General features: G+C 62.8%; 13 protein-coding genes and 3 pseudogenes. 12 read left to right on the top strand and 4 right to left on the bottom strand.

What is annotated here, in order from left to right; all coding sequences use genetic code 11:
- Positions 1–44 precede the first annotated feature (44 nt).
- The 5 genes from DDA93_RS12620 to DDA93_RS12605 all read left to right on the top strand — a co-directional run bounded on the left by DDA93_RS12620 (position 45) and on the right by DDA93_RS12605 (position 2557).
- Positions 45–386, top strand: coding sequence for a thiamine-binding protein (locus DDA93_RS12620; RefSeq protein ID WP_019483932.1), 342 nt, complete (start codon positions 45–47; stop codon positions 384–386).
- On the top strand, positions 383–1039 hold the full coding sequence (locus tag DDA93_RS12615) for an O-methyltransferase (RefSeq protein WP_019483931.1): 657 nt from the start codon (positions 383–385) through the stop codon (positions 1037–1039). Before DDA93_RS12620 ends, DDA93_RS12615 begins: the two co-directional genes overlap by 4 nt.
- A gap of 221 nt (positions 1040–1260) precedes the next feature.
- Positions 1261–1536 carry a GNAT family N-acetyltransferase gene (locus tag DDA93_RS12610; RefSeq protein WP_243400618.1) on the top strand — a complete coding sequence of 92 codons (276 nt, stop codon included), beginning with the start codon at positions 1261–1263 and terminating at the stop codon, positions 1534–1536.
- Between the two features lie 32 nt (positions 1537–1568).
- The gene (locus DDA93_RS17025) at positions 1569–1700 is read left to right on the top strand and encodes a hypothetical protein (protein ID WP_272942580.1); all 132 of its coding nucleotides are present in this window, start codon (positions 1569–1571) and stop codon (positions 1698–1700) included.
- Complete coding sequence (locus tag DDA93_RS12605; protein WP_024477020.1) at positions 1700–2557, top strand: fused MFS/spermidine synthase; 858 nt, start codon at positions 1700–1702, stop codon at positions 2555–2557. The genes DDA93_RS17025 and DDA93_RS12605 overlap by 1 nt, the downstream gene beginning before the upstream one ends.
- 22 nt (positions 2558–2579) lie before the next feature.
- Here DDA93_RS12605 and DDA93_RS12600 read toward each other — a convergent pair.
- Positions 2580–3526 (bottom strand): annotated as a pseudogene (locus DDA93_RS12600) (LysR family transcriptional regulator).
- Positions 3527–3634: 108 nt separating this feature from the next.
- On the opposite strand from DDA93_RS12600, the pseudogene DDA93_RS12595 reads away from it, so the two are divergent.
- Both DDA93_RS12595 and DDA93_RS12590 read left to right on the top strand, forming a co-directional pair.
- A pseudogene (locus tag DDA93_RS12595) lies at positions 3635–5033 on the top strand (MFS transporter).
- Complete coding sequence (locus DDA93_RS12590) at positions 5033–5863, top strand: 3-hydroxybutyrate dehydrogenase (RefSeq protein ID WP_019483925.1); 831 nt, start codon at positions 5033–5035, stop codon at positions 5861–5863. Before DDA93_RS12595 ends, DDA93_RS12590 begins: the two are co-directional and overlap by 1 nt.
- A 42-nt stretch (positions 5864–5905) precedes the next feature.
- Here the strand turns inward: DDA93_RS12590 and DDA93_RS12585 are convergent, their stop codons facing one another.
- Positions 5906–7357 (bottom strand): NCS2 family permease, encoded by a 1452-nt coding sequence (locus DDA93_RS12585; protein WP_019483924.1) that lies wholly within the window; start codon positions 7355–7357, stop codon positions 5906–5908.
- A gap of 112 nt (positions 7358–7469) precedes the next feature.
- On the opposite strand from DDA93_RS12585, the gene DDA93_RS12580 reads away from it, so the two are divergent.
- The 4 genes and pseudogenes from DDA93_RS12580 to DDA93_RS12565 all read left to right on the top strand — a co-directional run bounded on the left by DDA93_RS12580 (position 7470) and on the right by DDA93_RS12565 (position 11756).
- Complete coding sequence (locus DDA93_RS12580) at positions 7470–8075, top strand: copper resistance CopC family protein (RefSeq protein WP_019483923.1); 606 nt, start codon at positions 7470–7472, stop codon at positions 8073–8075.
- A gap of 546 nt (positions 8076–8621) precedes the next feature.
- Positions 8622–9839 (top strand): glycine betaine/L-proline ABC transporter ATP-binding protein, encoded by a 1218-nt coding sequence (locus DDA93_RS12575; protein WP_019483922.1) that lies wholly within the window; start codon positions 8622–8624, stop codon positions 9837–9839.
- Positions 9840–9844: 5 nt separating this feature from the next.
- Positions 9845–10780, top strand: a complete 936-nt coding sequence (locus tag DDA93_RS12570) for an ABC transporter permease subunit (protein ID WP_116778961.1) — start codon at positions 9845–9847, stop codon at positions 10778–10780.
- 65 nt (positions 10781–10845) lie between these two features.
- Positions 10846–11756 (top strand): annotated as a pseudogene (locus DDA93_RS12565) (glycine betaine ABC transporter substrate-binding protein).
- 106 nt (positions 11757–11862) lie between these two features.
- On the opposite strand, the gene DDA93_RS12560 reads toward DDA93_RS12565, so the two are convergent.
- Positions 11863–12501, bottom strand: coding sequence for an FAD-dependent monooxygenase (locus DDA93_RS12560; RefSeq protein WP_019483919.1), 639 nt, complete (start codon positions 12499–12501; stop codon positions 11863–11865).
- 270 nt (positions 12502–12771) lie between these two features.
- Here DDA93_RS12560 and DDA93_RS12555 point away from each other — a divergent pair, with 270 nt between their 5' ends.
- Complete coding sequence (locus DDA93_RS12555) at positions 12772–13794, top strand: universal stress protein (protein ID WP_024477025.1); 1023 nt, start codon at positions 12772–12774, stop codon at positions 13792–13794.
- A 51-nt stretch (positions 13795–13845) separates the two neighbouring features.
- Here the strand turns inward: DDA93_RS12555 and DDA93_RS12550 are convergent.
- Positions 13846–14318 (bottom strand): C40 family peptidase (locus DDA93_RS12550; RefSeq protein WP_133185512.1); only part of this gene is annotated, 473 nt, incomplete at its 5' end.

Here is a 14318-nt window from a genome sequence, read left to right as displayed (position 1 = left end):
CTGCAACCCCTTCCGCTGGGGTGCCGATATGCCAGACTTGGACCATGCTTGTAGCCTTCTCAGTTGCCCCAGCCGGAACCGGTGCCACCACGGCGGAGAACGCGGATGGTTCGGTCCACGACGCAGTGGCCGAAGCCGTCAGGATTGTCCGCGACTCGGGCCTGCCCAACCAGACGGATTCCATGTTCACCACGATCGAGGGTGAGTGGGATGAGGTGATGGACGTGATCAAGCGGGCCACCGCAGCAGTCGGCAAGTACGGCAGCCGCGTCTCACTGGTATTGAAGGCGGACATCCGCCCAGGCTATTCGTGTGAGCTGACCGGAAAAGTGGAACGCCTCGAGCAGGCCATTGACGAGATGGACGAGTACCAGGGCCATTCATGACTGGGTGGGCCGCTGTCGAACGTTATCTGGTGGACACGGTGGTCCAACCGGATGAGGCGCTGACCGGGGCAGTTGACGCGACTGCCGCTGCGGGGATGCCCGCCATCGAAGTCACCCCCACGCAGGGGAAATTCCTGATGCTGCTGGCACGGATTCAGGGCGCACGGCGGATCCTCGAAATTGGCACCCTCGGCGGATTCAGCACCATCTGGCTGGCCCGGGGCGTGCCCGACGACGGTCTGGTTGATACCTGCGAGTACGAGCAGGCCCACGCCGAGGTGGCCCGCCAGAACCTGGATCAGGCAGGTGAGGGCCATAAGGTCACCATCCACGTGGGTGCAGCGCTCGACACCCTTCCCACTCTGACCGGACCCTACGACCTGTTCTTCATTGATGCCGACAAAGCGAACAACCCGCGTTACCTGGACTGGGCGATCAGGTTGTCCCGGCCAGGCAGCGTGATCGTCCTCGACAACGTGGTGCGCGGTGGAACCGTCCTTGAGACGAACGGTGATGACGCGGTGCGGGGCACCCGGGAAGCGCTGGAACTGCTGGGCAGCCACCCCCAACTGGAGGCAACCGCTATCCAGACCGTCGGGTCCAAGGACTGGGACGGGTTTGCGGTGGCCGTGGTCGTTGCCGCCGCGGCATAAACTGGGCGGGTGATTTTTTCCATCCGCCGGGCGTCGCCCGACGACGCAGAAACCTACTCCCGCACCCACCTGCAGGGCCTGCACGAGACCTATGCGCAGATCATGCCACCCCAGTTTCACGCGTACTACGACGCCGAACTGCCTGCCCTGATCGCCAAGCGGCGGGCTGCGCTCGAGGCCGGTGCCTCCAGTTGGGTGGCGTTCGATGAGGCTGGGACGGCGTGGGCATCGCAACGTCGGGGCCGGGCCGGGATGAGGATCGTCCCGACTTCGAATTGCACCACATTTACACCCTCGCCGCGTCCCACGGCACCGGGTTGGGCCAGCGGCTTTTGGATACCGCCATCGAAAACCGGGCCGCCTACCTGTGGATTCTCAACGGGAACCCGCGGGCCGAACGCTTCTATCGGCGGAACGGCTTCGAACCGGACGGCACGGACACTCTCTGCGGGCCCACCTGGCACCACCGGCCGATGTTCCGGATGCACCGCCAGTAATGGTGGCCATCCGGGCGGCTAGCATGGCACCTATGCCCATATTCCTGGTTCGGCGCGCCCTTCCCGACGACGACGAACTCCTCGGAGTGGTGCTCGCCCGCTCAACCCGGGATGCCGGCATGATCGCCGACGGGCTGACCACTCCTAAGGTGGGGCGGCAGTAATGGGACGGCAGAGACCGGCCCGGCCCGGCGACCCGAAAGCCCAGCCCGATCAGGGCGACTCAGGACCGGTTGCCGGAACCTACGACATTGACACCGGCACCTGCGAAGTGGAACCCGACCCGTTCAACCCCAACGGCTGGATCCTCAAGGTCAACGGAGTACCCAGTTCGCACATCGATCTCAGCGACCCGTTGCGCCTGGACTTCGAATACATGAGGTGGATCGCGGCACTGGTCGAATCCCAGCGACGCGACGGCGGGCCCCTGCGGGCGCTCCACCTCGGCGGCGGAGCCTGTTCGCTGGCGCGGTACTTCGCCGCATCGGTACCGGAGGCTCGTCAGGTGGTGGTGGAACTCGATAGCAGACTTGCCGGGTTGGTGCGGGACTGGTTTGACCTCCCGCGTGCCCCGCTGGTGCGCATCAGGGTGGGCGAAGCCCGCGAGGTAACGGAATCCCTCACCGCCGGAAGCCGCGATCTGATCATCCGCGATGTTTTTGCGGGCAGCAAAACCCCACGGCCGTTGACCACCCTTGAGTTCACCCAGCACGCCAAGAGGGTGCTCAGTGAAAACGGCCTCTATCTGGTCAACTGCGGTGACTCACCGGACCTCGCCGGCGCCCGCCGGGAGGCGGCCACCATCGGTGAGGCATTTACTTACACAGCAGTGATCGCTGACCCAGCCATGCTGAAGGGACGACGGTATGGCAACGTCATCATCGCCGGCAGCGAGACACCACTGGATCAGGATCCGGGGCTGGCTCGCGTGCTGCTGGGTGGGGGAGTACCAGCTCAGGTGTGGGACGACGCCCGGGTGCGGAAGTTCAGCAACGGCGCGCAGGTCCTCCACGATCAGTGACCCTGCAGCCGGGCGAAGGTAGTCAGAACCGGATCGCGGATCTGCCCAGCAGGTGATCTTCGTAGGCTGCAGTAGCATCGCGGAGGGCCGCAACAACCACAGCTACGGCTGGCTGCCGCAGTGAATCCGGTCTGGCGACCAGCCAGTAGCCGAGCCGCTCGGCGATCTCGGCAGGAAGAAGACGGACCAGATCATCATGCCGGTCTGCCATGAAACAGGGCAGGAGCCCAATCCCGGCGCCAGCCGGGTAGCCTCCACATGGACAAAGACATTGGTGGAACTGAGCGAATCCTTCATCGTCGGCAGTAACCGCCGAGGGGTGTCGAGACTGTCCACCTGCAGCATCGAATCAATGAAGTAGACCAACTGGTGCTCAGCTGCCTCGACGACACTGCGCGGGGTGCCCCATTCGGACAGGTACTCCCGGGAGGCGTAGAGGCCCAGCATGTATTCACCCAACCGGAACGCCTCAGCGCGATGCACCTGAGGTTCACCGACCACCACCTCAAGATCAAGTCCGCTGCGGGTCTGCGAGGCGCGGCGAGTGGCGGCGACTATCTCGACGGACAGTCGGGGATGCTCCCGCCGCAGCCTGGCGAACGCTGGCGCGGCGATGTAGGCGCTGAATCCGTCGGTGGCGCTCATCCGGACGACGCCGGTTACCGGGGCGTCGTCGTCGCCGTCGGCCAACCCATTCACCGCTGATGCGACCCGCTCAGCTGCGGCGACCGCTCGAAAACCCAACTCGGTGAGCTCCCACCCACCGCTGGCCCGAACCAGGACATGACCGCCGAGGCTTTTCTCCAGGGCAGCGATCCGCCGGGACACAGTCGTGTGGTTCAGCTCCAGCGCCTCGGCGGCAGTAGTGAACCGGCCGCTGCGGGAGACGGTCAACAGAATCAACAGGTCGCTGGGGTTGGGAAAGCTCATATCTGCATTTTCGCAGTATCGAGGTGCGGAGTTGGTCATTGAAGCGGTCAACATCTGCAGCAATACTCAATGAGGTTGTTCCTGGGGTGACGCCTGTCACAGTACCCAGTAGGCATAGTGTCACCGTCGACACAGAAGGAGAAAGCCATGAGCGTCAATCAACGCTCCACCCAGTCCGGCCCGCAGGGAACCCCGGGGCGCGACCGTACCGACGAGTCAGGTCTGAAAAAAGTTGGCGCAGCCTCGATGGTCGGGACAGTTGTCGAATGGTACGAGTTTTTCCTCTACGCCACCGCCGCCACCCTGGTCTTCGCGGTGGTGTTCTTCCCCAACGCGGCGACCCCGCTCGATGGGATCATCGCAGCGTTCCTGACCTACGCCGTCGGCTTCATCGCCCGTCCGCTCGGCGGGATCTTCTTCGGCCAGATTGGAGACAAGCTCGGCCGCAAGCACCCTCCAGGTGACCATCATCCTGGTCGGTGTAGCGACCTTCCTGATGGGCTGCCTTCCGGGCTACAACACGATCGGGTACTGGGCTCCGGCCCTGCTGGTAGTCCTGCGCTTCGTGCAGGGCTTCGCCGTCGGCGGTGAATGGGGTGGCGCCGTTCTGCTGGTTGCCGAGCACAGCCCCAACAAGTCCCGCGGGTTCTGGGCCAGTTGGCCGCAGGCGGCTGTCCCCGTCGGCAACCTCCTGGCAACCGTGGTTCTGCTGACCATGTCGTTCATCCTTCCCGAAGACGAATTTCTGGCCTGGGGCTGGCGGGTAGCGTTCTGGCTATCAGCGGTCATCGTGGTCATTGGTTACTACATCCGGACGCACGTCAGTGAAGCGCCGATCTTCCTTGAGGCACGTGAACAGGTTGAGCGCGAGAAGTCGATCAACTACGGGGTCCTCGAGGTAGTTAAGAAATACCCCAGGGGAATCCTGGGCGCCATGGGCTTGCGCTTTGCCGAGAATATTCTTTACTACATCATTGTCAGCTTCTCGATCGTCTACCTGAAGACCGTCCATGAATACGACACCAGCCAGCTCCTCCTCGCGCTGCTGATCGCCCACGTGGTCCACTTCCTGGTGATTCCCCAGGTGGGCCGGCTGTCTGATCGTTTCGGCCGCAAACCTGTCTACCTTGCCGGAGCGATTCTCGGCGCCACCTGGGCGTTCTTCGCCTTCCCGATGTTTGACACCCAGAACCCAGTGATCATCATCCTGGCGGTCACCATCGGCCTGTGCTTCCACGCCCTGATGTATGCGGGACAGCCAGCCATCATGGCTGAAATGTTCCCCACCCGCATGCGGTATTCGGGGGTTTCCCTCGGCTACCAGGTGACATCGATTATTGCCGGGTCGATGGCGCCGATCATCGCGACGGCCATCCTTCAGGAGACCGGTTCCTGGGTGGGGGTTGCGCTCTACGTCCTGGGTGCGTGTGTGGTGACCGGCATCGCCGTCGTCACCCTAAAGGAAACCAAAGGAATCTCACTGCGCGACGTCGACGCCGCGGACGCGGAGCGCCACGGCATCCCGGTTCCGAACGGTACTGCCTGATGGCATCCACACAGGTGAAGATGCCAGCCCAGCCACCAACCCAGCGGACGGTTGAGGCGGCACGTCCGGGCAGAACTACCAGCGCGCAGCCGCTCGCCGGGCGCCGGGCGCTCGTGACCGGCGGTGCCAGCGGGATCGGAGCGGCTACCGTCCGGGCGTTTGCCGCTCAGGGTGCGCATGTGACCGTCGCGGACCGCGATGGCGACGGTGCCGCCGCGCTGGCCGAGGAAGTGAATGGCGAATCGTGGACCGTGGACCTGCTGAGTACCGGGGAGCTTGAGGACCTCAGCCTCGACGTCGACATCCTCGTCAACAACGCCGGTATCCAGGCGGTACAGCCAATCCACAAGTTTGACCCAGCCGACTTCCGACGGATCCACACGCTGATGTTGGAGGCACCCTTCCTGCTGATCCGAGCCGCGCTGCCCGCGATGTACGACAGAGGCTTCGGCCGGATCATTAACCTGTCCTCAATCCACGGGCTGCGGGCGTCGCCGTTCAAGGCGGCCTACGTGTCGGCGAAGCACGGGTTGGAGGGCTTGTCCAAGGTGACGGCGCTGGAGGGTGGCGAGTACGGCGTCACCAGTAACTGCGTGAACCCCGGATATGTCCGCACCCCGCTGGTCGAAAACCAGATCACTGACCAGGCGCGTCTGCACGGGATCTCCGAGGAAGACGTGCTGTCCACCATCATGCTCACGGAAAGTGCCATCAAACGGATGGTCGAACCGGAAGAAGTGGCAGCTCTGGTGTGCTGGCTGGCGTCCGACGTGGCAGGCATGGTGACTGGTTCGTCGTATGTGATGGACGGGGGCTGGTCCGCGCGCTGACGGTCAGCCTGGGCTGGCCCCTACCGCGGGACCAGCCCAGGACTATCGCAGACCCAGCGCCAGTTCGATCGGTCCAATACCGAAAAACACCACAAATGCGCCCGCCACAACCCACATCAGGGGGTGAATTTCCCGGGCTCGACCCTGGAAGGTGCGGACCAGCACATAGGCAATGAACCCGGCGCCCAGGCCGTTGGCAATCGAGTACGTGAACGGCATCAGGATGAAGGTCAGGAACGCGGGGATCGCAACCCCCCAGTCCTGCCAGTCGATGCGGCCTACCTGTGCCACCATCATGAACCCAACGACGACGAGCGCCGGCGCCACGGCTTCGAACGGCACCAGGGAGATCAGGGGGGTGAAGAACATCGCCAGCAGGAACAATACGCCGGTGACGATGTTGGCGATACCGGTGCGGGCGCCTTCACCGATACCAGCTCCCGATTCGACGTAGATCTGGTTTGAGGACACCGACCCGGCACCGCCGGCGACGGCGCCGAGGGCATCGACCACCAGGACCCGGTTGACGCCGGGAATGTTGCCCTTCTTGTCCACGAGCTTTGCCTCGTTGGCGAGGCCCACCATGGTGCCCATGGCGTCGAAGAAGATGCTCAACAGGATGGTGAACGTGAGCAGCAGGGCCGCGGTCGCCCCGATGGTGCTGAAGGCGCCGAACAGGCTCACGTTGCCGATCAGTGACAGATCAGGAACTCCCACCCAGGCCCCGGTCGGAAGTTCGGGGACCACCAGGGACCAGCCCTGGGCGTTGGTGCCGTCCGGGCCAACGCTTGGCCCGACGTCGGCCACTGCTTCAATGCTGACGGCGAGAATGGTTGAGGCAATGACACCGATCAGGATCCCGCCTCGCACCTTGCGGACCACCAACGCGATGGTCAGAATCAGACCGAAGACAAACACCAGGGTGGGCCAGCCCAGCAGCGCGCCTTCGAAACCGAGGCCCACTGGCACTGTGGTTTGAGCGACATCCGGCACCCGCCTGACGAACCCAGCATTGACGAGTCCGATGAGCGCGATGAAGAGGCCGATACCGACCACAATCGCGGTTTTGAGGCTTTCAGGGACTGCGTTGAATACTGCGGTCCGGAATCCGGTGAGAACCAGGATGAGCATGGTGAGGCCGGCCAGCATCACTAGACCCATGACCTGCGGCCAGGTGAGTTCAGGGTTGGTGGCGACGGTGATGGCCACGAAGGCGTTGACGCCGAGGCCGGTCGCGAGGGCAAACGGGTACTTGGCCCAGGCGCCCATCACGATCGTCAGGATTCCTGCGACCAATGCCGTCACGGCTGCGACCCGTTCGAAGCCCAGCTCGGCGCCCGATGAATCGGCCCCGGCAAGGATCAGCGGGTTGAGGACAACGATGTAGCTCATGGCGAAGAAAGTTGCCACTCCGCCGCGGATCTCCCGGGACATAGTGCTACCGCGGTGGGTTACTTCGAAATAGCGGTCCAGTACGGAACCCTTTTTGAGCATGGTCATTCCTCGAACGGTGGGGGGTGTGGTCTGCGGATCGAGTCTATCCGCTCGACGCCGGGTGCGCCGCTTCTCCCAGCGTGCTGACAGGCCCGCCACGTAGAGTTGACACATGAGTACTACCTACCCCGCTGCACGCTCCGTCGTCGATCATTCGTTCCTGAGGGTCGCCGCCCTACTGGCCGCGATGTTGCTGGTGGCCTTGATGACTGTCCTCGGGTCCGCCCCGGCAGCCAATGCCCATGACGAGATGACCGGCAGCACCCCTGAGCCAGGGGCGAGCGTCGAGATGCTTCCCGAGGTGGTGGAGTTGACCTTCTCCAATGTGCCGTCGGGGATTGGGTCGGAGGTCGAGGTCCTCGACGCGAACGGCGAGAATTGGGCCGAAGGTGACGTGGCAATCATTGACCGGGTGGCCAGCCAGCCGCTCCGCGCTGATGCGCCAGCGGGTGAATACACAGTGAACTGGCGGGTAGTCTCCTCGGATTCCCATCCCATTGAAGGCAGCTTCGCGTTCACCGCGACGGCAGGCGGGGCCGCGCAGCCCCCGGGCGCCGCTGCCAACACCCAGGGGCCAATTGAAATCGAGGAGTCAGAGCAGGCTGCACAGGGTGATTTCCCGTGGAGCATCGTGGTGATGGTCGTGGTCCTGATCGCGCTGGCCGTGGTCCTGGCCGTAACCGCCCGGAAGAAGCTACGTCAAGGCGCCGACGCTTAGCTCTGCTGTGAAGTTGTAGGGCCAAAATTCATTCGCAAAAGCCATCATTCTTACCGGAGCTTATTAGGTCGCTATTTGCATTGCTGTCGGCAAACGGGCGCCCTCGTATATAACGAAAGAACATCGATTCGCTGGCATGAATCAGCTGGCTACTCCTTCTTTAAAAATCCCTGAGTTCATCGGGATCGGACGCCCTCCGACGGTTCGGGTCGGCCCTGAAGCAGCGTGCCTGGAAGTCGGTCTTGAGGTGCCAGGCGGGGTTTTTCCGCGTCCGGGACGAGCTGTCACCGGTATATTGGGTTACTCAATACCGCCGATAGTGATCGCCGAATTTGGATTAGGGCAATTGTTGCCCGTCCGTTGTCTGCAAATGTGCAGACCTATTTTCCGATTTTGTAGCGGTGCAGAGGGGTAGCAATCTTTTTGCCTTAGCCTCTTTGAGCCAGTGCACCTTGTGGTGCCATTCAGCGTTCCGTAGCAAGTGTAAATTGAGCTGCCGCAGGCTGCGCAAATCAAAAGCAACGTAGAGCGAGGAGCAAGATAACTGTGCCAGTCATTGAGGCCCGCGAGGTCTATAAGGTCTTCGGACACAGGCCCGAACGTGCCGTCGATCGGATGCGGGCTGGCGCTAGCCGCGAGGACCTCCGCAAGGACAACCTGACCCCGGCCGTTATCGACGCCAGCTTTGACGTCGCCGAGGGCGAAATCTTCGTGGTGATGGGCTTGTCCGGGTCCGGAAAGTCGACGCTGATCAGGATGGTGAACGGCCTTCTGATGCCGACTGCAGGCACGATGAAGGTCGCCGGTGAGGACATCACCCGGTTGAAGGGCAAGGACCTCCGGCGTGTGCGGAGGGAGAAGGTCAGCATGGTTTTCCAGCATTTCGCGCTCCTTCCCCACCGCACAGTTGGTGAGAACGCCGCCTACGGGCTGAAGGTGCAGGGGCTGAACCGGTCTGAACGTGAGAAAAAGGCTGAGGTGGCCTTGCAGATGGTCGGCCTTGAGGGCTGGGGCGGGTCACTTCCGGGAGAACTCTCCGGCGGGATGCGGCAGAGAGTGGGTCTGGCACGGGCTCTTGCAGCCGGGACCGACGTCATGCTGATGGATGAGGCGTTCAGCGCACTCGATCCGCTCATTCGACGCGAAATGCAGGACCAGTTGGTTGACCTGCAGCACCAGCTTGGCAAAACCATCCTGTTCATCACCCACGACCTCAACGAGGCGATGCGCCTGGGCGACAGGATAGCGATGATGCGCGACGGGCGGATTGTGCAGATCGGCACCACTGAACAAATCCTCAACGACCCTGCCAACGACTACGTTGCGAAGTTCGTGCAGGACGTGGATCGCACTCGGGTGCTCACCGCATCGGCCGTGATGGAGCAGCCCGTCGCACTGCTCGGCAGCGAACAGGGCCCACGCGCCGCACACAAGCTTCTCCGCGAGCACCAGCTGTCCAGCCTGATGGTTGTCGGATGGGACAAGACCCTGCACGGGATCGTGCATGAGCACGACGTTGCCGCCGCCGTCGCAAAGGGCACAGACAATCTTGACGGACTGCTTCGCTCCGCGGCGACGGTCCGCCTTGACACCCCACTCGCCGACCTAATGACAGCCGCTGCTGAAAGTGTCGTGGCACTCGCAGTCGTCGATGACCGGGGGCGGCTAAGCGGTGTGATTCCGCGGGTTACGCTCCTCAATGCCCTGGGCGACCCCAACGCGACAGTTGAGCATGTTGGACCCGATCAGGAGGTAATGGCGTGAGCCTGATGACCAGCCGCACCGACGGTGAAATTGTGCCCCGCATTCCTGTCGGCGAAGGGATCGAGACCGTCTTCGACTGGGTCGACGACAATCTCGGCGGGTTCTTCCAGGCAGTACGTGACCTCGTTCTCGGTGCCACCGACGGACTGGCTGACCTACTGAACTCCCCGGCGCCCCTCGTGCTTGTGGCCTTGTTATCACTACTGGCCTGGTTGGTGAAGGACTGGAAGTTCGCCGTCGTGTCATTCGTGGGTTTGGCCTTCATCATCAGCGTTGATCAGTGGGAAAACGCGATGACAACGTTGGCTTTGGTCCTCATCGCCACCTTCATCGCGCTCGTGATCGCTATTCCACTCGGCATCGCGGCAACGAAATCCGCTGCGGTGAGTAACGCGATCCGCCCGGTAATGGACCTGATGCAAACCATGCCAGCCTTCGTCTGGCTGGTGCCCGTGGTGACGCTGTTCAGCATCGGTCCCGCCGGTGGTGTGGTTGCGACAGTCATCTTCGCCCTGCCGCCGGGAGTGCGCCTGACCGAACTAGGTATCCGTCAGGTCGATTCCGAGGTGGTCGAGGCCGGACATGCGTTCGGCAGCACACCAGGACACATCCTGCGCGGCATCCAGATCCCCTTGGCGCTACCGACGATCATGGCCGGCGTCAACCAGGTAATCATGCTTGCACTCTCGATGGCGGTCATCGCCGGGCTCGTGGGCGCCGGCGGCCTCGGCGGTGCCGTCACCTCCTCGATCGCGCAACTCGATATCGGTCTGGGCTTCGAAGCCGGATTGTCGGTGGTGGTCCTCGCGATCTTCCTCGACCGGGTCACTGCTGCCGTCGGAGATGGTAGATCAGACCGTGACCGCCGCGTTCTCGGCGCCCTGGGTCGGTTGTTCGGTCGTCCCGAAAACAAGCCAGTTCCGCTCGCCACAAAATCTTGACCCTCCAACCAATCCTCGGGCGCCGGTTTAGAAGGCGCCCTCCGATGAATAAGGAAAGAAGATCAATGACTAACAAATTACGTACCCGCCGGGTCGGAGTACTTGCTGCACTGATGACTGTTGCGCTCGGCGCAACAGCATGCGGTGGATCGGATGCCCCAAGCGACGAGGGATCCGAAGCAGCGGCCCAATCCATCACGCTGGGTATCATCCCCTCCTGGACCGACGGGCTGAGCACCGCCTACCTCTGGGAGAACATCCTTGAAGCCGAAGGCATCGACGTCGAGATTCAGGAATTGAGCGAGGCCGCGCCGCTCTACACGGGCCTCTCCAACGGAGATGTCGACGTTTACCCCTCGGGCTGGTCCGAAGCGACGCACGCCGAGTACATGGAAGAGTATGGCGACGACATTGAGGATCTTGGCGCCTACTACGACAACGCCAAACTGACTTTCGCCGTGCCGGAATACACCGATATCGATTCGATCGCGGACCTGACCGGGAACGCCGACATGTTCGACGGCCGGATCGTGGGTATCGAACCAGGAGCCGGCCTGACGGCGGTGACCAAGGACAGCGTTATGCCAACGTATGGCCTTGAGGAGGACTACGAGCTGGTTGAGTCATCCACGACGGCGATGCTGACGGAGCTGCAAAGCGCCGTCGATGCCGAGGAGGACATCGTGGTGACCCTGTGGAAGCCGTTCTGGGCCAACAGTTCCTTCCCTCTGAAGGACCTCGAAGACCCTGAGGCAGCGCTTGGCCCGGTAGAAGGACTGCACACGTTGGCGCGTACCGGATTCACCGAGACTTCCCCGAGATCGCCGAAATGATGACCAACTTCAAGCTGGACGACGACCAGTACGGTCAGCTTGAGAACCTCGTTGTCAACGAGTTTGGGTCGGGCCAAGAGGCTGAAGCCGTCGAGCAGTGGCTTGAGGAAAACCCTGACTTCATTGATGGGCTCAAGGGCTAACCCTCTCGATATCCCCAAGGGCTACCGCCTGTTGACGGGAGGACCGGATACTTCCGGTCCTCCCGTCGTCGTCGGTGGCCAGATGGGCGCGTGGCCAGGGGAGGGCCTAGGCGCCGAGTGCCCGGGTCGGTGGCAGCCGTAGCGGAGGGTGCTGAACAATCGCAGCACTGACCAGTTTCGCTTGCCTGACAATTTCTCGGGTGCTGGGGCTGAGCAGCTCGCCGACTCCCACCAGATGCAGGCCAATCGCCCGCGCTGCAGCCTTGAGGTCGTTGCCAACCGCCAGACCAAGCGACAGCAGGAACCGCCGCAACTGGTTCTGCGGGTACTTGGTCAGCACCACATGGTCGGCCAGTAGCACGCCGCTTCCGGTTTGGACCGCCCATTTCTTGGACCCGAGCACAGGGGTGGGCAACAACTTCGAATGGCCCACCACGCACAAATTCTCGGCGATGGTGCTGTGCCGGATGTCCAATGAATGGCTGCTCGCATAACCGCGCAGCAGCCGAAGCAGCTCTGTTCGTTCCGATAGGGACACCGAGTCGGTCATCACCGTACGGGACAGCTGACCGGTATCGAGCGGGTCCATGCATTCCACAACGATTGACTCGATACCCCGACGACTGAGTTCGCTGGCCACAGCCAATCCCGAAAGACCCGATCCAATGACGACCGTGGTGGTGAGCTCCGCACCGCCGTGCACGTCTGAGCGCGAGGCACCGGTTCCGGGCGACGGTGAACTCACAGGGTAGACCTCCGAAAGGGAAGGGTTAGTTCCGCACAGCCCGGCGCCTCTTCCGGGCTGTGCGGACACTTGGCTGCGAACGGGTCAACCAAGCGCATTTCGTTACGCCTGAGCAAAATGTGGCTCATTCAAGTAACGATTTCTCGAAGCCTATATAACTTTGACCACGGTGAATAGTCCTATGCGGAAGAGTAAGGTTTGAAATAGTTTGGCGGCGATCGAGGATCGCTGATCCGGCGCCGGTAGTTGTGACCGCAGGGAGGCAGGGCCATGGAAAAGGCACAGTCTGAAAATGGTGTGAACAGTCTCTACGGCAGCGGCATTGTGGTGGGGGTGGACGGCTCTGATCAGAGCCAGTGCGCCCTGGTCTGGGCGGCCCATGAGGCGGCGCGTCGAGGTACCCGCCTCAGCGTCGTCACCGCCTATACGGTGCCGGTGTTCGCGGCCTCAAGCATGGATGCCGGGTACGCCACAATTGACGACGCCGTCATCCGTGAGGGTGCGGAGGCGGTGCTCAAACAGGCAGTCGAACGTCTCCAGGGACTCCCCGTGGATATTGATCCACGGGTGGAGGCCGGAGACGCTGCGGGCGTCCTCCTGGAGCTGTCCGAGGAAGCCGAACTGATCGTCGTTGGGTCCCGTGGCAGAGGAGGTTTCGTCGGGCGCCTCCTGGGCTCGGTCAGCAGCGCGGTCCCGGCCCACGCAAAATGCCCGACGGTCGTTATCCCCCTCTGCGCCGCACGTCGGCTCACTGAAGCGGGAGTCGAGCCGCCGAAGGGGAAGGGGGAGCCGGGACCCACGGCAGACCAGGTGGAGCAGGTTGTGGTGGTGGGAGTGGACGGCTCGGAGCAGGCGCGGATGGCGTCGCTTGCTGCCGCGGAGCAGGCCGTATCCAGAGGGATGCCACTGCGGGTGGTCTGCTCGTTGCCGCCCTTCACCGGATCCCTTGCCTGGGTTCCCGCACCGTTGGACCGTGAAGCCCTCCACGCGGACATCCGCATCTCGCTGAACGCAGGAAGGGAGTGGCTGCAGAGCCACTTTCCGAGCCTTGAGATCTCAGTAGAGCTGCTCGACGGTCCACCGGTTGAGGTGCTGATCGAGAGTTCGCGGACGTCCGAGCTGCTGGTAGTCGGCACCCGGGGACGTGGCGGGTTTGCTGGAATGCTGCTCGGCTCCACCAGCCAGGGTGTTCTCCATCACGCGAAGGGCCCCGTGCTGGTTGTTCCGGATGGCAATGATCCACGGTTGCTTGACCGGGAGAACTTCGGGCCGATGGTGGCCCCAACCAGCTAGTTCAAATGCCGTCAGTTCTTTGTGCCGGGCGGTGAGGCCCGGCACAAAGAACTAGAACCTTGCGACCAGCGGGTACAGGTTCGGCATGCCGCCCATGTGCGCCAGATCGGTCACGAGAATTCCCTGCGATTCGTTGAGCGCGTTCACTACCCTGTTGTTCCCGATGTAGATGCCAACATGGTAGAAATTCCCTGGCGATCCCCAGAACACCAGGTCACCCGCCTGAGCCTGTGCCAGCGGGACATGGTTGGAGCTGGCTGCATATTGTGCGGTGGCTACCCGTGGCAGGGAGATACCGGCAGAGGCGAATGCCTGCTGCACGAGTCCCGAGCAATCGAATCCCCGCGGTCCTGCACCGCCCCACTGGTAGAAGTGTGGGGAACCAGTCTTGGACATGGCGTAGCTGATCGCGGCCGACACCGATCCACCGTTTGAGGGTGGTGGGGCAGGTGCCGGCGCGGGAACGGGCGCTGGTGCGGGTGCCGGTGCCGGTGCGGGAACGGGCGCTGGTGCGGGAGCGGGTG

The organism is Arthrobacter sp. Bz4, from assembly GCF_003075455.1.
In the GTDB taxonomy this organism is placed as follows: domain Bacteria; phylum Actinomycetota; class Actinomycetes; order Actinomycetales; family Micrococcaceae; genus Arthrobacter_D.
This window is presented reverse-complemented; position numbering and strand designations above follow the sequence as displayed.